Raw genomic sequence first — 21,173 nt, 5'->3', positions numbered from 1 at the left:
AAAATGGTATTGCCGGCATGAAAAAGCAATGCCATAAAACGTAATGTTCTGGAACAGTCATTTTGAAAAGGAAAACCGTCGTGAGTTCAAATAATTGGAATCCGTTGGAAGGTGCACACGAGCTATCGGCGAAATGGGGCTGGTTTTTGGTTCTTGGAATCATCCTTCTTGTTGTCGGTATTATTGCCGCTTTCACATTACCTTTTGCAACGGAAGCCGTTGCTATTTATATCGGCATTATGATGCTTGTAGGTGGTATCGTGCAGATCATCCACGCTTTCGGCGTTAAAAGTTGGGGCCGTTTTTTCTACTGGTTGTTAGCCGGTATTCTTTATACATTCGGTGGCATTGTCTGCCTTGTTCAACCGGTTCTGGCAGCGGCTGTCTTCACTTTCCTGCTCGGATTTTTGCTAGTCGTTGCCGGCGTTATCCGTGTGGTTATCGGTTTTCAGAGCCGCGAACTCAAAGGTCATGGATGGATTATTGCTGCAGGTATCATTACCGCTATTGCCGGCCTTATTATTACGACCGGCTGGCCTGCCAATACACTATGGGTTTTGGGATTGTTCCTGTCGATTGATCTGATCTTTCAGGGATGGGGCTGGATCGGTTTTGCAATCGGGTTACATTCGCTTAAAAATTCGGGCCTATAAAGTTTGAATAAAAAAGGGGAAGAATATTCTTCCCCTTTTTTAACTTTTATCTCAGCTTAACCGTTCATAACAAATATTTGTTAGTCCGTGTTGCACGAAGCCAAGCTCGGCGGCTGCACCTTTGGACAAATCGAGTATACGACCGGCAATAAACGGCCCGCGATCATTAATACGTACGATAATCGATTTTCCATTGAATTTATTGGTCACGCGAATTTTGCTTCCAAGCGGTAATGTCTTATGCGCTGCTGTCATACCGAAAGGATTCATCTTTTCACCAGAGGCCGTTTTCGAGTGCAATGCATACCATGATGCACCGCCGCACTGGTTACCATGACTGACATTGCCATGGTGTACACTGGCTTGACCAAGATTGATAAAACTGACAACAAAGATTGCTGCCAAGAACGGTAGAAGTCTTATTTTATCGGCTAAAAAACACATATCCTGCTAACTGGTTGGAGTTTCGGGGATTAAGCGAAATGAGGATATAACCTATGGTTGTGTCGTTCACATGGCCGTGAAAAGGCATTTTTGCCATTATTATCAATTAGTTGACCTATTTTGGGTCAATTTTCTATGCAACCCTGCATTTTTAATAAGCATGGACGAAAGATGAAAGAATCCAACACACCGACGCCGTTACGCATTATCTATCTGGTGATCGGTTGTCTTATGATTGTTTTGGGGATTGTTGGCGCCGTTCTACCTATTATGCCGACAGTGCCATTTTTGCTTGTTGCGTCGTGGTGTTTCGCAAGGTCATCTCCGCGTTTTCATAATTGGCTTCATAACCACAAGGTTTTCGGCCCCCCGATCAAACAATGGGAAGAACAAGGGGTCATATCACCTTTTATCAAATTCCTTGCTGTTGGCGGAATGGCTGTCGGTTTTTGTTCGTTCTTGCTCATTGCCCAACCGGTTTTATGGTTGGCATTGATAACAATTGCCGTATTAATTTTAATTTCTATCTATATTTTGACGCGACCGTCCCGCTAACGTTTCGGCCGCTTACGGTTTCAGGACATGAATCTTGTCACCGGTCTTGAGAACCGGAATGACGGCTCTACAATGAAAATAATTTTCATTCGTTCCGCTTTTGTCAAAGAAAATTCGAGCTTCTTTCGTGAACTTCCCAATGAGCCTTATTTTCCGATTTTTCATAAAAACAACTATCAAATCAACAAATAAAAAAGCGCGGAAGAATCCGCGCTTTAAACAGAGATAACATTCGACGCCAATTATTTTACAACCGGCTTCGGGCTATTTTACAATCACCTTTGCACCAATTTCCGTGCGGTTATAGAGGTCTATAATATCCTGATTGATAAGACGGATGCAGCCGGATGAAACATTGGTGCCAATTGACCACCATTCAGGTGTGCCATGCAGCCTGAACATACTGTCTTTACCATCTTTATAGAGATAGAGTGCCCGAGCACCAAGCGGATTTTGCAAGCCCGGTTTCATTCCACCGGCAAACTCTTTCAATTCAGGTTGACGTACCAACATACGCTGTGGCGGTACCCAGTTAGGCCATTCTGCCTTGCGCCCGATTGTAGCGTTACCCGTCCAGCGGAAACCATCACGCCCTACGCCGATGCCATAACGCATAGCCTTGCCATCCGGCATGATATAATAAAGATATTTGGCTCCGGTATCGATGATAATTGTGCCGGGTTTCTCATCACTGGGATAGCCGACAATCTGGCGGCGAAACTCCGGCTTGATCTCGTTTGCTTTGATTGCGGGTATAACAAAACCACCATCATTGACCTGAGAATAGGCCGCAAGCGTTGATGACGAGCCTCCTGTTGTTGTACAACCGGCAAGCGTTGCGCTGGCGAGCAGTCCGGCAGCTAACAAAACAAATTTTACGCGCATATTCCCCTCTTTAATCAATAGGTCAAATCAGCAGACACGAATCGTATTCGTGTCACTCAATTAAATCCGCGATTGTTAATAGGCTATTAACCTTATACAGTTTGCGTAATTTTGATAGAAAAAACTGTTTGGTTGAAAAATTTTACCCCGTTTTTTGCTTCAAACGAGACCAAAACAGACTGGTCTTTCGAGTTGTCTAGAAAAGATGAACGAGAAACTTCGAAGTTGCAAAAGCAACGAAGGTCATTCATGAAATATTTTTCGGATGAATATTTTTTTCGAAAAATAAAGGAATTTACTTGGGATAGATTTAAAAATTCAATTACACGTTGATATTTTCATTAATAATTTTCATAAATACAATAATATTGCGATAGAGAGAAAACGCATAAAATATAATATTGTTATAATGATCTCGATTTTGTGATTTTCAAACCGTATTTTTTACTTTGTCGCAACACCGAAGTAAATTAACATTCTTAACAGATAGAGGAAGAATGAGCCTTTTTAATGCCGGAAAACGAAAGGTTCTTTGCTTGAACATCTTCAAGCCACCTGATTTTGAAATGCTCGACGGAGCAAAATAATTTCAGGTTGATCAGGTAATTTGGCGATTATTTTATCGGATATGATTTGATGAATGGATAAGGTTGATCGGGATAGACAATCAAAACTACTAAAATCAAGGGCAAAACAAATAAAAATACCGGAAAAGAAAAAGGCCGCGCGGGAGGAGATGCGCAGCCTTTGATTCCGAATGCAGCTATGGGAGGAGGAGGTGCTGCATTCAACTTGCTGGATTTGGGAGGAGGAGTAATCCAGCAAGACGTAAAATATTGCATCAGCCGCTGAACAACAACCCACAATTATGCATAGCTGTTATGCATATAGAAAGCCGTTTGTTTTCAAACGGTTACGGTTAGCGAAAGGGCACAACGCCCCAATAATAGTGGAAAAATGTCTTAAAAAACCAAGGTTTCAGATAACGTTTTTTAAAACGATTTAGTTCGCGACATACTTTTTGTAGAAATTGACGATCCGGTTTGATAGTTTTGGCTTTTTTTCGTTCCAAAAGAATGGTGCTGGTAAGTCCGATCTGGACAACAATCGCCGGAAAAATTTGTTCGATATTAAGTGACCCGAAAACTCCGCATTCCGGATTGTACATAATTTCATCAATCGGTGCAGTAACAAGTTTGACTTCATCATATAGTCGTCTGGCACAAGCTTTGGATATAATGTAGCCGCCAGAACAATAATGTTTGGTCACCAGCCGTCCAAGTTTATAATTGTCGGCAAGTTCAGTATCGAATTTTTTTAAAACACAAACGATTTGGGCAGTATCCAGCTTAACGATATCACACCCTTCAGGCACCCAATCCGCATTTTTCAAAAACTGATGAGCATGGGTGGAAAGTTTTATATCGTCTTCGAACACCGCCCCATAGGGGTCATCGCCTTCAGCAATCAACCGCCAGCATTCAAGATGACTGAGAAAACAGCCGACTTCGGCTCTTGTGAGTTTTTTAGGCCACTTGCGAATACGCGTCAGCTTGTCGAATTGCTCGTCAGACAAAAAATGTCCGTCAACGGCTTTAACTCGGGTGAAATCGAGACCTTGTTTGGTAAATATGCTTTTTATATGAATTAACCTCTCTTCGGAGCGATCAAGATTAATCACATAACGTTTCATGGAGCTTAAGCCTCAGTGACAAGTTAGGCTTAAGCTTCTAACATTAAACGGGGACAATACTCAAGCTGCTGATGAGCGAATGCGCGCTGTAATTGATATAAAAAGAAACGTAATGACAAAGAGAAGAGTCATGATCAGCACAATTGTCGACGCAGCATCGGAACCAAGAAACGCACTTGCATAAACACCGAAAAAGCTGCTAAAAACCGCAATTGCAACAGCTATCGAAATCATGAACGAAAAACGCTTCGTTACGAGATAGGCAATGGCACCGGGCGCGATAAGTAAAGAAATAGCCAAAATTATCCCCACAGCTTTCAATGCTGCAACGATTGTCAGGGAAATCATTGTAAGCAAGGCATAATGCAAAAAACGGACATTGAGACCTACAGCTTTAGCCTGAATGGGATCAAACGTGAAAAGCAGGAAATCGCGCCATTTTGCACCAAGGGTAACAGCCACCAAAAACGAGATGATAAAAGTCTCGGAAATATCAAGCCAATTTACACCTAACAAATGGCCGAACAGAATGTGATTGAGATGAAGCTCGCTTTCAATGCTGGTTGCCATAACCAATCCTAAACCGAACATTGAAGAAAACACCACTCCCATCACTGTGTCTTGCTTGATACGGCTGTTTGCCCCCAAAAAGCCGGTGAGAACCGCACAAACCATGCCAGCAAGAAACGCACCGAAGGCCATCATTGCCATGGTAACATCGGACCGGTTGATGGCTTCGGCACTGATAAAAGGTATAAGTCCCAGAACAAACATCGTGAACGGTGTCATCATATAGCCCGCAACGACACCCGGAAAAACAGCGTGGGAAATAGCATCCCCTAAAAGGGACCATCCTTTCAAAACCAGAAAGCAGGACAGCATTGCCATCGGCACTGCAACGATCATCGTAATCAACATTCCCCTGATCATGAAAGGAAATTGGAAGGGAAATAGAAGGGTATCCATCATGATTGAACTTTCTTCGCGCGCAGGCGTGCCGCGATAAAACCGTGTTTGGGGGCAAAGAAAAAACTCGAAGCAAATAACAGTGCTTGCAACAATACAATGACGCCGCCAGTTTGAGCATGAATAAGGTAACTTAAATAAACGCCGACAATACTCGTGAGAATGCCGATCACAACCGAAAGAACAATCAAACGTTGAAAACGGTCGGTTATCAAATAAGCGGTCGCTCCCGGAGTGACGACAAGACTGATGACCAGAAAGGCTCCTACCGTTTGCATGGCTGCAACTGTTGAAGCCGCAAGCAGGGCAAAAAACAGGATTTTCAATCCTTTGGTGTTTATACCGATTGAACGGGCATGATTTTCGTCAAAGAAAGTCACCATCATATCTTTCCATTTGATGAAGAGTATAACGAGTGAAATGATGCCGATCATTGCGAGCTGGAAAATATCTGTCGGACTTACCGCCAGAATATTGCCGAGCACTATTGTATCAATGCTCACGGCCATCGGTTTTAAAGATTTCATAAATAACCCGAGTGCGAAAAAGGACGAAAAAATGAGACCTATGATGGTGTCTTCTTTCAATTTCGTTCGCTCGTTGAAAAACAGCATGGCAGTGGCCGCAAGCCCACCCGAGAAAAAAGCGCCCAACGAAAACGGTAAGCCCAACATATAGGCACCGGCAACACCGGGTACAATCGAATGGGAAAGTGCATCGCCAATCAACGACCAGCCTTTAAGCATCAAAAATGCCGAAAGAAATGCACAAACACATCCAACCAATGCGGAAACCCACATCGCGTTTATCATAAAATCATAAGAAAAAGGTTCCAGAAGCTGGTCTATCATTGTGGCAAAGTCTCTTGCTGATAAGGAGAAAGCACAAGCGGGTCTTCATCATCGCTGACGACATCAACTCCGGTTAATGTTTGTTGAGGGCTAACCACCTGATGTCTTAATGCACCACCAAAGGTTTTTGTGAGGTTTTCTTCGGTGAAAATTTCGGACGTCGGACCATAACCCAAAACCGTGCCCTTTATTAAAACCGTGCGATCGCAAAATTCGGGCACCGAGCCAAGATTATGCGTAGAAACCAGCATAACGGCACCGCTTTTGCGCATTTCTTTAAGCAACGCAATGATTTGGTCTTCGGTTTTGACATCAACGCCGGTAAAAGGTTCATCAAGTAAAATGACCTTTGCTTCCTGCGCTATAGCGCGGGCCAGAAAAACGCGTTTTTTTTGCCCGCCGGACAACTCACCAATCTGACGCTTGCGAAAGGGAAGCATATTGACCCGCTGCAAAGCATCTGTCACGGCTGCATAATCGACATCTTTTGGCTGGCGCAGAAAATTCATGTGGCCATAACGGCCCATCATAACAACATCTTCAACCAGCACCGGAAAATTCCAATCGACATCTTCCGATTGCGGAACATAAGCGACAAGATTTTTCTTCAATGCATTGCGCACCGGCATACCGAAAACAGTGATGGAACCGCGCGATAGACGCACAAATCCCATGATAGCTTTGAATAAGGTCGACTTGCCGGAACCGTTAATTCCAACCAATGCAGTAATAGAACCTGTCGGTGTTTCAAAACTTGAGTCGCGCAGTGCCGTATGTCCATTACGGTAGGTCACTGTGATATGTGATGCTGAAATTCCTTCAGTCTTCATTGGGCTAGTCCCTTGGCAATAGTGGAACTTGTTACTTTCAGAAGATCAATATATGTAGGAACAATGCCGTCAGCCTCGGACAGCGAGTCGACATAGAGCACACCGCCATATTTGGCGCCGGTTTCACGAGCAACCTGTTTGGCTGGTGCATCCGAAATTGTACTTTCCGAAAAAACCACAGGAATGTTGTATTTTCTCACGGCATCGATGACATGTTTAACTTGTTGGGGCGTGCCTTGCTGGTCTGCATTGATCGGCCAAAGATAAAGTTCTTTCAAATTAAAATCGCGGGCAAGATAGCTGAACGCACCTTCACTCGTAACCAACCAGCGGCGATCTTCCGGCAAGCCTGAAAGTTCTGCCTTGATCGGATCAATCGTTGCTCTGATCTTGGCTTTGTAAATTTCTGCGTTTTGCTTGTAAGTTTCAGCGTTTTCCGGATCATATTTCACAAACGCATCGCGGATATTGTCGACATAGATCAAAGCAGATGTGGGCGACATCCATGCATGGGGATTGGGTTTGCCATTATATGGCCCCTCGTTGATGCTCATAGGATCAACACCGGTTGAAACGACAACCCCCGGCACATCATGAATATTGTCAAAAAATTTCTCGAACCATAATTCCAGATTCAACCCGTTCCACAAAATAAGATTGGCACCTTGGGCCCGCATCAAGTCCTGCGGTGTCGGTTGATATTCATGAATTTCTGCACCCGGTTTGGTTATTGACTGGACTTCGGCTGCATCTCCCGCAACATTTTGTGCCATATCGGCGATAACAGTAAATGTTGTTACAGCCTTGAATTTCTGAGCAGCAAAACTGTTTGCAGCTGAAAAAAGACTCATCAAAACAACTATAACTGCGGATACAAATGTTTTGAGACCGACCTGTTGTAAAAAAGCAGGTTTCATATTCAAAAATCCTCACACTTAATTTTCTTATTGCAAATGATTTGCAAATTCTATATTGCGTAACAAATCATATCGTTAATTGCAACTGCAAACTATTTGCAATAATTAAACAGCGATTTTTAGGTATTTGCTTATAACCAGTGACTGACAAGGAGCGTTTATGTTGGATTTTACGGGACACATCCGTCCGGTCGTCAAGAGCACAAAAAACGCAACCCCGATCCATGATATATTGGAAAATTGCGGGCTTCGCGTCACACGTCAAAGATTGATTGTTGCAAAATATATCTTTGGTAGAAAAAAATGCCTGATAGATGCAAACCGCCTTTATGAAGATATCGCTTCTTCCGGTGAGTTTATTTCCCTTGCGACAATCTATAACACCCTGCATCATTTTACCAAAGCAGGATTGGTCAGGCCGGTTGCATCTTCCGGACAAAAATCATTCTTTATTACCAATTGCCGTAATAGCAGTTTTTTCCACTACGAGAGCGGAAAAGTCATTGCCCTTTATGGTCATGAACCGGATGTACAAAAGCTCCCTCTTCCCCCTGAAGGCTTCGAAATAAGCCATATTGATGTTGCTATTCATCTTGTCAAAAAAACCGGCATCCCGAATGTTTCGGGAAAACCGGTTATGAAATCGGACGCCGTTCACGCCCGATAATCAATCATCGACTTTTTGGCGAGTTATATTGCCCTGACGATCGATGTAGAGCTTGAGGCGATGATTGTTTTTGTCAATTACTTCGGCTTTCCAGCCTTCGTGCTTTTCATCAAGCTCGCGAATTTTAAAACCGCTTTGTTCCAGTTTTGTGGTCAAAGCCGACCAGCTGATACGTGCATTTTCTGCCGCAAAAGACGAGCTTGAAAAACTGGCTAAACCAATAGTTGCAGTGGCAGCAGCAAGTGCAAGCATGCGAATTTTGTTCATTATCATATCTTAATCCTCCATTCGTATTGTTGACCCGTTGTACCACCAGAAATTGCAGATAACTTTTGGTACCCGTTTATCGCATATGGTTTTTATTCCTCCCGATACAAGAGCAAAATCTCGTCATAATCTGTTTGTCAATCTTCCGATTACCGGTCAAAAAACGCAAAAAACGTTTAATCAGTAAGAGCTTTTGCATTCAACTGATGCTGCCGGAAACAATTTTCCCGATTAATAATCCTTGAATAATCATCCCAGCATTTAAACACAAAAGAAAATTCTACTCTGATCCGGCATATCACCACTCGAATCGTGACAACCGGATCTAACAATCAAGGCTTGTTGTTTTTATCTATGTGCGTCAAAAACCGTTTTCATACACGTTAAAGGTTTTTCTGTGTGATCAAACTTGCCGGAAATTCAAACAAAATGTAAGCTTTAACCCGAATTTTTACAGCAAAAACGGTTTCATCGTTTTGATATAAAATGAATACACTGCCTCACAGATTGTCAGAAAAGAGGTTCGCTCCTGAAAACCGCATATTACAGAACATAAACCAAGCATTTATTGTGCTCTTTTTATGTTCTGCACGTGAGATACCCCACACGGCCGGGCTTTTGTGGTACTTGGTCTTTCATTAAGCGGCGCTATTTTGTGCCGAACATACGGTCGCCTGCATCGCCCAAACCGGGAAGAATGTAGGACGCGGGATTAAGTGCCCGATCAACCGATGCAGTGAAAATATCGACATCGGGATGAGCCTTTTGCAACTGTTTGATTCCCTGCTCAACACTTAATATGCACACAAACCGTATTTCTTTAGCGCCATGTTTTTTCAATTGTTCAATGGCTTTGACAGCCGAATTTCCGGTTGCAAGCATAGGATCAACCACAATAACCAATCGCTCTGAAATATCTTCAGGTGCTTTGAAATAATATTCGACCGCTTCAAGTGTATTATGGTCACGGTAAAGGCCTATATGACAAACGCGTGCAGACGGCAAAAGATCAAGCATGCCGAAAAGCAGCCCCTCACCTGCTCTCAAAATCGAGGCAAGAACGAGCTTTTTGCCCTTGAGCATGGGAGCTTCCATTTCTTCCATCGGTGTTTCGATGTGAACGGTTTCAAGCTCCAGATCGCGGGTGACTTCATAACCAAGCAAGAATGCTGTTTCCCGCACAAGCTGGCGAAATTCGGCAGTCGATGTTTCTTTGCGGCGCATCATTGTCAATTTGTGTTGGACAAGAGGGTGGGAAACAATTGTTAAACCCATGGGCTTTTCTCCTCATTACAGCATTCTATATGTCGTATAAAACCATTGAAGTGGAATGAAAAGGGCGAAGCTCGACTGTTCCTACTTTTTCATCAGAACCCATTCCCTAAACGGATAAGTTAGGCTAGAAAAAGACGGGATAAATTTGAAAGGTCACAAATATGACTGCTGAGACAGAGCGCGTCGGCGCAAAAGGCGGGATGGAAGAAACATTCGGTTTTAAGAAAGTCGACGAATCGGAAAAACAGTCGATGGTCAACGGAGTTTTCCATTCTGTGGCCAAAAAATACGATATCATGAATGATGTCATGTCGGTAGGCATGCACCGCCTGTGGAAAGATGCATTTGTTGCATGGCTTCACCCTTCGCATCTTAATGGTTATAAAGTACTTGATGTGGCTGGTGGTACGGGCGACATTGCTTTCCGTATTGTTGAAGCTTCCGGTCGCCATGCCCATGCAACGGTTCTTGACATCAACAGTTCCATGCTGGAAGTCGGGCGCGAACGGGCAAAGAAAAACGGCCTCATGCCCTATCTTGATTTTGTCGAGGCCAACGCCGAAAAACTTCCCTTTGAAGACAATACATTCGATGCTTATACGATTGCATTCGGCATTCGCAATGTTCCCCACATTGCCAAAGCCTTGTCGGAAGCCTTTCGCGTTTTAAAGCCGGGTGGGCGGTTTATGTGTCTGGAATTTTCGGAAGTTCAAATGCCGATTCTTGATAAACTCTATGACATCTGGTCATTTCAGGGCATACCGCGCGTTGGCCAGATGATTGCCGGTGACAAAGAGTCTTACCGCTATCTGATCGAATCTATCCGCAAATTTCCCAAGCAGGAAGATTTTGCTGCAATGATACGGACAGCCGGTTTTTCACATGTCAGCTACCGTAATCTGACCGGTGGCATTGCTGCCATACATTCCGGCTGGAAAATCTGAATGTCAAAACTTACCGCATCCTTCCGTCTTATGCGTGTCGGCTTCATTCTGGCACGAGAAGGTGTGTTAAGCGCACTCCCAAGCGATGGATTACCCGCTTCGCTCGCATTTTTCCATCGTTTCGCCGGCTGGTTTGCCAGAAAAAGAAGTAAAAAAACCAACCGGTCGGAAAATATGTCACGGGCAATAAACAAGCTTGGTCCATCCTACATCAAGCTTGGACAATTTCTTGCAACCCGTCCCGATATTGTCGGATCGGAAGTAGCAAAAGACTTGTCGAGCCTCCAGGACCACGTCGATACCTTTCCTCATGAACAGGCTATTGCGCAAATCGAAGGTTCGCTCGGCCGCAAAATAGATGATCTTTTTGTCGAATTCGGTCCGGCAATTGCCGCCGCCTCGATGGCACAAGTTCACCCCGCAACCGTGCGGAACCCTGACGGGAGTCTTCGTAAAGTCGCCGTCAAGGTTATCCGCCCCGGAGTAAGGCGGCGTTTTGCCAAAGATCTTGAGGGATTTTACCTTGCTGCAGAAATGCAGGAACGCTATGTGCCGGCAGCACGGCGATTGAAGCCGGTCAGCGTTGTTGACACATTGGCACAAACCACAAAAATTGAAATGGATTTGCGCCTTGAAGCGGCGGCACTCTCTGAAATTGCCGAGAACACAGCAAATGATAAAGGTTTTCGTGTTCCCGCAGTCGATTGGGAGCGCACAGGACGTGATGTTCTGACCATGGAATGGATTGACGGCATCAAAATGTCGGATATCGAAGGGCTTAAAGCCGCCGGTTTCGATCTTGATGCACTTGCTGTCACCCTTATGCAATCCTTCCTGAAACATACATTGCGCGATGGTTTTTTCCACGCGGATATGCATCCGGGCAATCTTTTTGTTGATAAAGATGGATGTATCGTTGCAGTCGATTTGGGCATTACCGGAAGGCTCGGCAAACAGGAAAAACGTTTTCTTGCTGAAATTTTATATGGCTTTATTACCCGCGATTATCGGCGTGTAGCAAACGTCCACTTTGAAGCCGGTTATGTGCCGCCCCATCAAAATATGGAAAGCTTTGCACAGGCCAACCGTGCCATAGGCGAACCGATCCACGGTCAATCGGCTGAAACAATTTCGATGGCCAAATTGTTGACTCTGCTTTTTGAAGTGACCGAACTTTTCGACATGCAAACACGGCCGGAACTATTGCTGTTACAAAAAACCATGGTGGTTGTGGAGGGCGTTTCCCGTTCGCTTAATCCCCATTTCAATATGTGGAAAGCAGCTGAACCGGTTGTAAAAGAGTGGATCACAAAAAATTTAGGGCCCATCGGCATGGCAAAAGATTTGACCGAAGGTGCGCAATCGCTCCTTACTTTTGCCCGCAGAACGCCGGAACTTGTCCGAAGCGTCGAACGCATCCAGAAGGGTGCCGATAAAATGGCGCAGGAAGGCCTTCATCTTGATGATGATACGCTGAAAAGATTTGCCCTGATGCAGGGAAAACAAAACCGGTTTGGCCGATATGCTGTCATTCTAATCGCTGTTTGCATGGTGATTATCACTTATAAACTTGTTGTTTAACGCAAAGTCGGAACGACAACGAACGCTTCATTTTTTGCAAAAACTTTGGCGGCGTGTTGTTTCACGCCGCTCAAAACATCATCAAAACGCTATAACCGACGTTCTGCATTACTTAATCAATAAACGCTCGTCTTCAGGTTTGATTGCGTTTCAAACCGGTAAAATATTTTTATAACGCCTTATGACAAGCGTCCCGGCCGATATTCCAGTATCAAGTTGAAATACAGAACCATTTGGAAACTGTTATTTAACGCCGAGTTCAACACCTTTTTTGGCTCTTGGCGTTCCCATATGATCTTTAAGCCAACATTGCTTTTTCCTAGGGATAAATGAAAAAGCTATACACCGCTGATCTCCAATACATCCTATAAAACAGGAAAAATAATCCGTATTTTCGATATAAGTGTAATCACCACCCGTGATATCCTTATTACTCAAAGCCATAAAATCGGTTATTTTTACGCTATTCCTTTTGCTTGAGATAAAGGCTGCAGCGGCGTCTTTATTACGAATAAGGGCAACAACATCATATTTCAGCATACAAGCATGAAGGCGCTTGTGGTAGGTCAGTGCCTGACAACGCCCGTCATTTTCGCACATTTCTAAGCAATTATCGAAACTCACATGTTTTGCAGACCGGTAATCAAACCCGATGGCATCGTAATTATTTTGATTAATGAACGTTACGGTAGGCTGATTAACAGGTGGTACGTTGACGTTGCCCTGCACGCCGGCAGACGAATTTGATTGAGGCAATGGCTGGTTTACGGTCTGATTGGCCTCGTTGGTTGGCGTCGGGGCGTAACACAATATCTTATAAACCGAAGGCGTTGCTTTTTCGGTAATATCCGCAGTTGAAGGAACAGGTGCACCCTTATCATCATTGGCGTAAGAGACTGTTAAACCTTGCGCTTCTATAAATAGTGCCGCAACGCCTGCTCTCAGCGCGAAGTTGACATTTTGTGCAATAAATCCGGTTTGATCGGCAAAATTTTTCGATAGTCCGGCAGTGGTTATACCGATAACGTGACCATGCCTGTCAATGACTGGTCCGCCCGAATTACCGGGCTGAATAGGTGTTGATATCTGTAAATAACGCGCATCATTTTCGACACCTGAAAGGGCATTGACATTGCCGGTCGTCATTTTGATCGAATCCGATAAAAGACCGTCCAGTGGAAAACCGAGTGCAATAATATCTTCGCCCAGGCGGATGACATCACGCCTTAAAACCAATGCCTGCGTTTTTACTCCTGCCGCTGCCTTTATCAAGGCAAGATCATCATGGGAATCCATGCGAAGATCTACAGCATCCCCCGTATTGCCGATTTCCACACGTTGGCACCCTCTAACAACGTGTGCATTGGTCAATATCCAGCCATCATCAGTAACAGCAAAACCACTACCCGTAGAAGATGGCGTTTCAGCCCATGTTGCTTCATTCAATGTGGTCAATATCAATAAAAATGAAAGCAACTCTGGAATAAAATAACGCATATATTCTCTCCACATGATGAATTCTTCAATTACATCATTATATGAGACAAAATAGTCTGAAAATTTAAATATCAAATAAACGGTTTCATCCCAAAATTTAAAAATCATTTTTACATTATAATGAACGATACATAATGAATTCAAAAATAGTTGCGCATGAAGAACGGTTAAAGAATAAGATAAATCCGGTTGATGCACTTGCCGTGATTGTTTGAAAAGGCTAAACCGGATGATATTTTGATTTCATTGATTGCTTGAGAGGTTTTCCATGGCCAGTATTACAATTCGCAATTTACCTGATGAAGCAAAGGAAACACTTCGCCTTAACGCTGCAAAAAACAAGCGCTCTATGGAAGAAGAAGCACGACTGTTATTGATGTCAGGCTACAATGGAGAAATATTTCCGCAAAAAGCCAGTGTCAAAGAAATGCAATCATTGAAATCAAAGTCGATACTTTTGATTATAAGTGGCGGAGTTGCCGCTTATAAAGCGCTTGATCTCATCCGCCGCCTCAAGGAAAGAGGCGCCAAGGTTACTGTTGTAATGACCAAAGCGGCAACAGAATTTGTAACGCCGCTTGCAGCAGGCAGCCTTTCAGGCGGCCATGTTTTTACCGATCTCTTTCAACGCCATGAGGAACACGATATTGGCCATATCAGGCTCGCCCGTTCTGCCGATTTGATTGTTCTAGCACCTGCAACAGCCGACCGGATTGCAAAAATGGCAAATGGCATTGCCGATGATCTTGCGGGAGCTATTCTCCTTGCAGCCAATTGCCCGCTTCTTATTGCACCGGCAATGAATCCGGCAATGTGGAAGCATCCGGCTACACAACGCAATATCCGCACTCTTATAGCCGATGATATCAGAATGATTGGCCCGGAAAGCGGCGAAATGGCCGAAAGTGGAGAAGCCGGTCGAGGTCGTATGAGCGAACCGCTCGCAATTGTTGCTGCGGCCGAATCCATGCTTGATTGTGGGGGGACCCCCCTCTCCGGCAAGCATATTGTTGTTACGTCGGGACCGACCCATGAACCGATAGATCCAGTGCGCTATCTTGCCAACCGCTCTTCAGGCAAACAAGGGCATGCAATTGCCGCCGCACTGCATCATCTTGGTGCACAAGTCACACTCGTTTCCGGTCCTGTCAGCATTCCCGATCCGGATGGCGTTGAAACAATTCACGTTGAAACGGCAATAGAGATGCTCGATGCGGTAAAACACGCCTTGCCTGCCGACGCCGCTATATTTGTTGCAGCTGTCGCTGATTGGCGCAGTGCTGAAAGTGCCGCACAAAAAATCAAGAAACAAGCAGGCCAATCTGCCCCGACATTGGAAATGGTCGAAAATCCCGATATTCTTGCCACTATCGGGCACGCCCGGAACCGGCCGAAGCTCGTTATCGGTTTTGCTGCAGAGACCAATGATCTTATCGAAAATGCGAAAAAGAAGCTTGACAAAAAAGGTGCCGATTTCATTCTGGCCAATGATGTTTCTGTCGATAAAGAGGGAAAAAGCGTTATGGGAGGAGATTATAACAGGATTTCATGTGTGAGCCGTAACGCTGTCGAAACGTGGCCGGAAATGAACAAAGAAGACGTTGCTAAAAAACTTGGCAAAAAAATAGCAACATTTTTTTCGTGAACGGATAACCTTTTTGGTAATAAGTCCATCCCGATAAATTTACATTTTGTAATATCTATCAAAATTATCTTTTTACAATGCGTTGATAATTGGAAGCGTACTAGTAATACGCAATTGAAAACTTACATATTTTTAAAGCTGTTAAAAAGGACACTGGCAGGAATGAAAACGAAATTATTTGGATTAAGCATTCTATTGATGGGGCTTGGTGCATTTCCAAATGCTTATGCGAACTCGCAGTGCGGAGTGCCGGAACTTACAGAATGCCCCACACCGGTCGATGAAAAATTGCCCGATGTCAAAAATATGTTGAAATGGAACATGGAAGACAGGATGATCGGCTTTCGCAACGATTATCGCGCTTATCCCGGTGACGTCTTCAAGCACGCAACACCTCGTCCATTGATGCGACAAATTCATGATATGTCGAGTGTTTCCTATACCGTCGACGGCCATTCTTATAACCTTCAGGAATATGTAGCACGCAACAAGATCGCCGGATTAATGGTGATAAAAAATGGTGTTGTAGTGTTGGAATTTTATGGCCGCGGTAATACACCCCGAACTTTGTGGACATCCCGATCTGTCGGTAAATCCGTCGTTTCAACCCTTGTCGGTGTGGCTCTCAAGGAAGGGAAAATCAAATCTCTTGATGATAAAGTCGTTCGCTATAATCCTGACGTCAAAGGTACCGTGTGGGCAAATATCACGATAAGGGAATTGTTACAGCACACATCAGGGGTCAAATGGGATGAAAATTACGAAGACGATAATTCCGATTTTGCCAAACTTACCCAGTGTGAAGCTTTGGACAATGCCTATACTTGTGTCCATGACCTTGTAATCAACAAAAAACGCGTAAAACAGACAGAGCCGGGGAAAGTTTGGGCATATTCATCAGGTGGTGCATGGCTTTTGGGCGACACTTTGGAAAAAGCTGTGAAGATGCCACTTGCCCAATATTTACAGGAGAAAATCTGGAAACCTTACGGTATGGTCAGTGACGGTGTATGGCATAGCTATCAAAAAGGTAAGCATGATACCGGTGCTCACGGCTTTAATGCAACATTGGAAGACTGGGGAAAATTCGGACAATTTGTTCTTTATAACGGTTTCCTTCCCGACGGCAAAACGATTCTGCCTGATCATTGGGTCGTTGATGCGCGCACATGGAACAAAGCAACAAATTCGGTTAATAAAAATCACCCGGAAGGAAGTTACGGGTTTGAATGGTGGAACAATGCTGTACCTCAATCTGCGGAAAACGTTTCACCCAAGCTTGGTCTGAGCAGTTCGGAAACAATGTGGGGCTTGGGAATTTACGGGCAGATGCTGGTTGTCAACCAGCAGGAGAATATGGTGATTGTCCAGTGGTCGACATGGGAAAAAGCCGAACCATCTTTTTCTGCCGAACCACTTGAAGCTTCATTGATGTTCAATGCAATTTCCAACAGCCTTAATCAATAAACGGTCATAAAAACCGGCAAAAGCGGATAACTTTGATTTATCTTTTTGCCGGAATCGCAACTTTACATTTGTGATCTAAAATTCGAAAGGGCTCCTATCAATGGATAGGAGCCCGTTTTCTTTCAGGCAAGTTTTTCACGTACCCCATTATTGCCGGCGATTTTTCGACGGCTAAAACTTAAGTCCTAAAGCTATTGTTCGCTGCAGCAGATAGGGTGAAACCTCATCGTTTAAATAAGTGTAATTCAACTTATCCGGCTTGGATCAGGCCTGCTTGCGTTGCAAAATCTCTCAATGAAAACTGCGCACGAGGGCCGGTTTGCTGGATGATGGCGCTGGCACAAAGTGCACCAAGACGCGCACTATCAATAAACGACATCCCGTTTGTATAACCATAAAGAAAGCCGGCAGCATAAACATCACCGGCACCGGTCTGGTCGACCACATGTTCAACCGGATAAATGCCGGCTGTGAATGTTTTTTCTCTCGACGTGACAATAGACCCATTGGCATTGCGCGTTACGCAGGCAAAGCCGCGAACATCGTTTCTTATGGCTGTAATGGCCATATCGAATGAAGATGTTTCATAAAGTGAAAGAAGTTCCGATTCGTTTGAAAAGACGATATCGACCGTACCGGTGCGGATAAGTTCCAGAAATTCATCCCGATAACGGTCAACACAGAAGGAATCAGAAAGAGTAATGGCCATCTGGTTTCCATTTTCATGAGCGATTTTTGCAGCAAGCCGCATAGCCTGTTTTGCCCGCGGCGGATCCCACAAATAACCTTCAAAATAGATAACTTTCGAATCAGCAACTTTTGTTGCCTCGACGTCTTCCGGTCCGAATTCGACACACGCTCCGAGATAGGTATTCATCGAGCGTTCGCCATCGGGCGTGTTGAAAATCATACAACGGGCGGTCGGAGCACCGCCCTGCAAAGGACGTGTGTCATAAACAACACCTTGTCCACGAAGATCATGGGCAAAAACCTGCCCCAAATGATCGGCTGCAACTTTTCCCATAAAAGCGGCTTTGCCGCCAAGATTGGCAAGTGCGGCGGCTGTATTGCTCGCACTGCCGCCCGATGTTTCGACTGCCTGTCCCATGCGCGAATAGAGAAGTTCGGCACGTTTAGCATCAATCAGATTCATCGCCCCTTTAATGATGCCATTATTGACCAGAAAATCTTCATCGGTACGGGCAATTACATCGACAATAGCATTGCCGATTGCCAAAACATCATAATGTGCCATCTCGCTCTCTCCGTATTTTATTCTCCCTCGCTCATTACTCGTTCAGAACACAAAAGACCAGAGAGCTAAAGCCCCTCTTGTTTCTTTTTGCCTGCTTTCTATCTATATCCCCATGATTTTTGACGCAGCCTATCGCGCTTTTTCGCGCCTTTTCACCCCACCATACCGTTCAATGCTATGGAAAGCATTGGGCGTAACACTGCTTTTGTTGGCGATTTTGTGGTTCGGCTTGCGCGAATTATTCCTGTATTATATTTGGCCATATTTACAACAATATATGCCTGATTTTCCCGATTGGGCGGGTTGGCTCGGATTTGTTGCCGTCATTGTCTTTTCGGTAGGGCTTGCATTGCTTATGGCACTTTTGATCGCACCGATCACATCACTCATAGGCGGTTATTTTATGGATGATGCAGCCGAAATTATCGAAAAAACAGATTATCCCGACGATCCGGTAGGCGTGGCAATGCCGCTCGGCCGTTCGCTTGTCATCTCGCTGAAATTTCTGGCTTTAAGCCTCGTCGGTAACATTATTGCCCTGATCCTCTATTTCTTCCCCGGCGTCAATCTCGTCGCTTTTTATGCAATCAATGGCTATCTTTTCGGGCGCGAATATTTCGAATTTGCCGCCTGTCGCCATCGCACCGAGCTTGAAGCCCACCAATTCTATAAACAGAATGCTCTTTATGTATTTTTTGGCGGTCTCATCATTGCCCTTTTCGTTTCTGTACCGGTACTCAACTTGTTGACGCCGCTTTTTGCCGCCGCAATGATGACTTATCTTCACAAAAGCCTGTCCCGGAAAAAACAAGCATTGTCGAGATAGATTACGGACAATTTCAACATCTTCTCGACTTTATCCTACTTTTGTGACAACAAGAGATTATGAAGCCACTTATAAAAATATGCGGGTTGAAAACACCTGAAGCGATAAACGCTGCCATTGACAATGGTGCGCATTATATCGGCTTTATCTTTTTTTCCAAAAGCCCCCGCAATCTTTCGATTGAAGAAGCAAAACAATTGCGCCCGCTCATCAAAAAGCCGGTGAAACTCGTTGCTGTCACGGTCGATGCCGATGATGAAATGCTTTCGAAAATCGTCGCAAATGTCCATCCCGATATTCTCCAGCTTCATGGCCATGAATCACCCGAACGCGTGAAACAGCTTGCAACCACTTATGGTTTGCCGATTATCAAAGCCTTCTCTATTCGTGAACAATCGGATTTTAATGAGGTCGCTGCCTATCGTGGTTTGGTGGATATATTTTTATTTGACGCCAAAGCTCCCGAAGGCTCACAATTACCTGGCGGGAACGGAATTTCTTTCGACTGGTCGCTTTTAAAGACGCTTGACGAAGACTGTCAAACCGTGCTTTCGGGTGGGTTGAACGCGCAAAATGTTAGAGAAGCCATCAGAATAGCTTCCCCTGACATTCTTGATATTTCAAGTGGCGTTGAACGTGCTCCCGGTGTTAAGGACATAAAATTGATTGAAGGTTTTTTTGATTCTGTCAAAAAAGCCGTTGAAAATTAAGGAGACTGACGTGGAAAAGTCGGCTGAAATCAATTCCTTTAAAACAGGCCCCGATGAAGCGGGCATGTTCGGCATTTATGGTGGGCGTTTTGTTGCCGAAACCCTGATGCCGCTTATTCTGGAATTGGAGAAAGCGTATAACGAGGCCAAAGATGACCCCGCCTTCAATATCGAACTGAAAAATCTTTCCACCAATTATGCAGGCCGTCCGTCGAAACTTTATTACGCCGAACGTTTGACCAAGCATCTCGGTGGAGCAAAAATCTATTTGAAGCGGGAAGATCTGAACCACACCGGTAGCCATAAAATCAATAATTGTCTGGGGCAAATTCTGCTTGCGCGGCGCATGGGCAAAACCCGTATCATTGCCGAAACCGGCGCCGGACAACATGGTGTCGCTGCGGCTACAGTTTGCGCGCGTTTTGGTTTGCCTTGCGTTGTCTATATGGGCTCGACCGATGTCGAGCGGCAAAAGCCAAATGTGTTCCGCATGGAACTTTTAGGTGCCAAGGTCAACGCTGTTAAAGCGGGTAACGGCACATTGAAAGACGCAATGAATGAAGCTTTGCGCGATTGGGTAAGCAATGTACGCGATACCTATTATCTTATCGGCACTGCTGCAGGCCCGCACCCCTATCCGGAAATGGTTCGCGATTTTCAATCTGTCATTGGTAAAGAAGCAAGGGAACAAATCCTCGAGCGCGAAGGGCGCCTTCCCGATCTGCTAATTGCTGCTGTTGGTGGCGGGTCGAATTCAATTGGCCTCTTCTACCCCTTTCTTGACGATAAAACAGTACGGATTATCGGCGTTGAAGCAGGTGGCCGTGGTCTGAAAGGCAACGAGCACTGCGCTTCTATGACGGCCGGAAGCCCGGGGGTTTTACACGGCAATCGTACCTATCTTATCCAGAATGACGATGGCCAGATTCTTGAAGGCCATTCGATTTCGGCAGGCCTTGATTATCCCGGTGTCGGGCCGGAACATTCGTGGCTCAAAGACAAAGGGCGCGTTGAATATGTACCAATTCTTGACACAGAAGCATTGGAAGCCTTCCAGCTTTTGACACGCCTTGAAGGCATCATACCGGCACTCGAATCCTCGCATGCGGTTGCACAAGCCATCAAGGAAGCACCTAAGATGGATAAAGAGCAAATTATCATTGTCAATCTTTCCGGTCGTGGCGACAAGGATGTCCACACGGTTGGAACACTTCTTGGCATGAATATGTGAGTTTGAGAGAGCGG

21 protein-coding genes are annotated in these 21,173 nt (G+C 44.8%); 10 read left to right on the top strand and 11 right to left on the bottom strand.

Translation table 11 applies throughout. The features are described from left to right. Positions 1-80: 80 nt before the first annotated feature. Positions 81-653, top strand: coding sequence for an HdeD family acid-resistance protein (locus tag H3V14_RS02390; protein WP_178391766.1), 573 nt, complete (start codon positions 81-83; stop codon positions 651-653). A 51-nt stretch (positions 654-704) separates the two neighbouring features. On the opposite strand, the gene H3V14_RS02385 is transcribed toward H3V14_RS02390, so the two are convergent. After that, complete coding sequence (locus H3V14_RS02385; protein WP_198226282.1) at positions 705-1,097, bottom strand: septal ring lytic transglycosylase RlpA family protein; 393 nt, start codon at positions 1,095-1,097, stop codon at positions 705-707. A gap of 171 nt (positions 1,098-1,268) precedes the next feature. Here H3V14_RS02385 and H3V14_RS02380 point away from each other — a divergent pair, with 171 nt between their 5' ends. Continuing rightward, entirely contained in the window at positions 1,269-1,652 is a 384-nt protein-coding gene (locus tag H3V14_RS02380; RefSeq protein WP_075869679.1) for a YbaN family protein, read from the top strand. Between the two features lie 264 nt (positions 1,653-1,916). Here H3V14_RS02380 and H3V14_RS02375 read toward each other — a convergent pair whose 3' ends face one another. The 6 genes from H3V14_RS02375 to H3V14_RS02350 form a co-directional block, all read right to left on the bottom strand. Next, a complete protein-coding gene (locus H3V14_RS02375; RefSeq protein ID WP_075869677.1) occupies positions 1,917-2,537 on the bottom strand; it encodes a L,D-transpeptidase in 621 nt (206 codons plus the stop codon). A 919-nt stretch (positions 2,538-3,456) separates the two neighbouring features. Then, positions 3,457-4,230 carry a glycosyltransferase family 25 protein gene (locus tag H3V14_RS02370; protein WP_198226280.1) on the bottom strand — a complete coding sequence of 258 codons (774 nt, stop codon included), beginning with the start codon at positions 4,228-4,230 and terminating at the stop codon, positions 3,457-3,459. 60 nt (positions 4,231-4,290) lie between these two features. Then, a complete protein-coding gene (locus tag H3V14_RS02365) occupies positions 4,291-5,199 on the bottom strand; it encodes a metal ABC transporter permease (protein ID WP_198226278.1) in 909 nt (302 codons plus the stop codon). Continuing rightward, on the bottom strand, positions 5,196-6,047 hold the full coding sequence (locus H3V14_RS02360) for a metal ABC transporter permease (RefSeq protein ID WP_198221432.1): 852 nt from the start codon (positions 6,045-6,047) through the stop codon (positions 5,196-5,198). The genes H3V14_RS02365 and H3V14_RS02360 overlap by 4 nt, the downstream gene beginning before the upstream one ends. Then, positions 6,044-6,877 carry a manganese/iron ABC transporter ATP-binding protein gene (locus H3V14_RS02355; RefSeq protein ID WP_198226277.1) on the bottom strand — a complete coding sequence of 278 codons (834 nt, stop codon included), beginning with the start codon at positions 6,875-6,877 and terminating at the stop codon, positions 6,044-6,046. The genes H3V14_RS02360 and H3V14_RS02355 overlap by 4 nt, the downstream gene beginning before the upstream one ends. Next, complete coding sequence (locus H3V14_RS02350; protein ID WP_225867786.1) at positions 6,874-7,728, bottom strand: metal ABC transporter substrate-binding protein; 855 nt, start codon at positions 7,726-7,728, stop codon at positions 6,874-6,876. The genes H3V14_RS02355 and H3V14_RS02350 overlap by 4 nt, the downstream gene beginning before the upstream one ends. A gap of 226 nt (positions 7,729-7,954) precedes the next feature. Between H3V14_RS02350 and H3V14_RS02345 the strand changes: the two genes are divergently transcribed. Beyond that, complete coding sequence (locus H3V14_RS02345) at positions 7,955-8,461, top strand: Fur family transcriptional regulator (protein ID WP_198226275.1); 507 nt, start codon at positions 7,955-7,957, stop codon at positions 8,459-8,461. Here H3V14_RS02345 and H3V14_RS02340 read toward each other — a convergent pair whose 3' ends face one another. Together H3V14_RS02340 and upp are read right to left on the bottom strand one after the other, a co-directional pair. Next, positions 8,462-8,728, bottom strand: coding sequence for a PepSY domain-containing protein (locus H3V14_RS02340; RefSeq protein ID WP_246784929.1), 267 nt, complete (start codon positions 8,726-8,728; stop codon positions 8,462-8,464). Between the two features lie 648 nt (positions 8,729-9,376). Further along, positions 9,377-10,003, bottom strand: a complete 627-nt coding sequence (gene upp, locus H3V14_RS02335) for a uracil phosphoribosyltransferase (protein ID WP_075869670.1) — start codon at positions 10,001-10,003, stop codon at positions 9,377-9,379. Positions 10,004-10,164: 161 nt separating this feature from the next. Here upp and ubiE point away from each other — a divergent pair, with 161 nt between their 5' ends. Then, on the top strand, positions 10,165-10,947 hold the full coding sequence (ubiE, locus tag H3V14_RS02330; protein WP_198226271.1) for a bifunctional demethylmenaquinone methyltransferase/2-methoxy-6-polyprenyl-1,4-benzoquinol methylase UbiE: 783 nt from the start codon (positions 10,165-10,167) through the stop codon (positions 10,945-10,947). After that, positions 10,948-12,528: a 2-polyprenylphenol 6-hydroxylase gene (ubiB, locus tag H3V14_RS02325; protein ID WP_198226269.1), complete on the top strand. Its 1,581-nt coding sequence runs from the start codon at positions 10,948-10,950 to the stop codon at positions 12,526-12,528. Positions 12,529-12,771: 243 nt separating this feature from the next. Here ubiB and H3V14_RS02320 read toward each other — a convergent pair whose 3' ends face one another. Further along, the gene (locus tag H3V14_RS02320) at positions 12,772-14,025 is read right to left on the bottom strand and encodes a trypsin-like peptidase domain-containing protein (RefSeq protein WP_198214209.1); all 1,254 of its coding nucleotides are present in this window, start codon (positions 14,023-14,025) and stop codon (positions 12,772-12,774) included. A gap of 268 nt (positions 14,026-14,293) precedes the next feature. Between H3V14_RS02320 and coaBC the strand changes: the two genes are divergently transcribed. Beyond that, positions 14,294-15,670 carry a bifunctional phosphopantothenoylcysteine decarboxylase/phosphopantothenate--cysteine ligase CoaBC gene (coaBC, locus tag H3V14_RS02315; protein ID WP_198226267.1) on the top strand — a complete coding sequence of 459 codons (1,377 nt, stop codon included), beginning with the start codon at positions 14,294-14,296 and terminating at the stop codon, positions 15,668-15,670. Positions 15,671-15,832: 162 nt separating this feature from the next. After that, positions 15,833-17,137 carry a serine hydrolase gene (locus H3V14_RS02310; protein WP_198226265.1) on the top strand — a complete coding sequence of 435 codons (1,305 nt, stop codon included), beginning with the start codon at positions 15,833-15,835 and terminating at the stop codon, positions 17,135-17,137. Positions 17,138-17,387: 250 nt separating this feature from the next. Here the strand turns inward: H3V14_RS02310 and H3V14_RS02305 are convergent, their stop codons facing one another. Further along, entirely contained in the window at positions 17,388-18,392 is a 1,005-nt protein-coding gene (locus H3V14_RS02305; RefSeq protein ID WP_198226263.1) for an adenosine kinase, read from the bottom strand. Positions 18,393-18,504: 112 nt separating this feature from the next. Here H3V14_RS02305 and H3V14_RS02300 point away from each other — a divergent pair, with 112 nt between their 5' ends. The 3 genes from H3V14_RS02300 to trpB all read left to right on the top strand — a co-directional run bounded on the left by H3V14_RS02300 (position 18,505) and on the right by trpB (position 21,159). Next, positions 18,505-19,218, top strand: coding sequence for a sulfate transporter family protein (locus H3V14_RS02300; protein WP_198226261.1), 714 nt, complete (start codon positions 18,505-18,507; stop codon positions 19,216-19,218). Positions 19,219-19,277: 59 nt separating this feature from the next. Beyond that, entirely contained in the window at positions 19,278-19,928 is a 651-nt protein-coding gene (locus H3V14_RS02295) for a phosphoribosylanthranilate isomerase (RefSeq protein ID WP_198226259.1), read from the top strand. Between the two features lie 64 nt (positions 19,929-19,992). Then, complete coding sequence (gene trpB / locus H3V14_RS02290) at positions 19,993-21,159, top strand: tryptophan synthase subunit beta (RefSeq protein WP_083639792.1); 1,167 nt, start codon at positions 19,993-19,995, stop codon at positions 21,157-21,159. Positions 21,160-21,173: the final 14 nt, after the last annotated feature.

The organism is Bartonella sp. W8151, assembly GCF_016100385.1.
Lineage (GTDB): Bacteria > Pseudomonadota > Alphaproteobacteria > Rhizobiales > Rhizobiaceae > Bartonella > Bartonella apis.
Note: the sequence above shows the minus strand (reverse complement) of the source record. Positions and strands in the feature narration are given on the sequence as shown.

Coding starts and splice junctions, on each gene's coding strand:
- H3V14_RS02355 (WP_198226277.1), bottom strand. CDS start 6,877: ATGAAGACTGAAGGAATTTCAGCATCACATATCACAGTGACCTACCGT.
- H3V14_RS02320 (WP_198214209.1), bottom strand. CDS start 14,025: ATGCGTTATTTTATTCCAGAGTTGCTTTCATTTTTATTGATATTGACC.
- H3V14_RS02380 (WP_075869679.1), top strand. CDS start 1,269: ATGAAAGAATCCAACACACCGACGCCGTTACGCATTATCTATCTGGTG.
- H3V14_RS02350 (WP_225867786.1), bottom strand. CDS start 7,728: ATGAGTCTTTTTTCAGCTGCAAACAGTTTTGCTGCTCAGAAATTCAAG.
- H3V14_RS02360 (WP_198221432.1), bottom strand. CDS start 6,047: ATGATAGACCAGCTTCTGGAACCTTTTTCTTATGATTTTATGATAAAC.
- ubiB (WP_198226269.1), top strand. CDS start 10,948: ATGTCAAAACTTACCGCATCCTTCCGTCTTATGCGTGTCGGCTTCATT.
- H3V14_RS02365 (WP_198226278.1), bottom strand. CDS start 5,199: ATGATGGATACCCTTCTATTTCCCTTCCAATTTCCTTTCATGATCAGG.
- H3V14_RS02305 (WP_198226263.1), bottom strand. CDS start 18,392: ATGGCACATTATGATGTTTTGGCAATCGGCAATGCTATTGTCGATGTA.
- H3V14_RS02295 (WP_198226259.1), top strand. CDS start 19,278: ATGAAGCCACTTATAAAAATATGCGGGTTGAAAACACCTGAAGCGATA.
- coaBC (WP_198226267.1), top strand. CDS start 14,294: ATGGCCAGTATTACAATTCGCAATTTACCTGATGAAGCAAAGGAAACA.
- ubiE (WP_198226271.1), top strand. CDS start 10,165: ATGACTGCTGAGACAGAGCGCGTCGGCGCAAAAGGCGGGATGGAAGAA.
- H3V14_RS02345 (WP_198226275.1), top strand. CDS start 7,955: ATGTTGGATTTTACGGGACACATCCGTCCGGTCGTCAAGAGCACAAAA.
- H3V14_RS02310 (WP_198226265.1), top strand. CDS start 15,833: ATGAAAACGAAATTATTTGGATTAAGCATTCTATTGATGGGGCTTGGT.
- H3V14_RS02385 (WP_198226282.1), bottom strand. CDS start 1,097: ATGTGTTTTTTAGCCGATAAAATAAGACTTCTACCGTTCTTGGCAGCA.
- upp (WP_075869670.1), bottom strand. CDS start 10,003: ATGGGTTTAACAATTGTTTCCCACCCTCTTGTCCAACACAAATTGACA.
- trpB (WP_083639792.1), top strand. CDS start 19,993: ATGTTCGGCATTTATGGTGGGCGTTTTGTTGCCGAAACCCTGATGCCG.
- H3V14_RS02375 (WP_075869677.1), bottom strand. CDS start 2,537: ATGCGCGTAAAATTTGTTTTGTTAGCTGCCGGACTGCTCGCCAGCGCA.
- H3V14_RS02340 (WP_246784929.1), bottom strand. CDS start 8,728: ATGAACAAAATTCGCATGCTTGCACTTGCTGCTGCCACTGCAACTATT.
- H3V14_RS02370 (WP_198226280.1), bottom strand. CDS start 4,230: ATGAAACGTTATGTGATTAATCTTGATCGCTCCGAAGAGAGGTTAATT.
- H3V14_RS02300 (WP_198226261.1), top strand. CDS start 18,505: ATGATTTTTGACGCAGCCTATCGCGCTTTTTCGCGCCTTTTCACCCCA.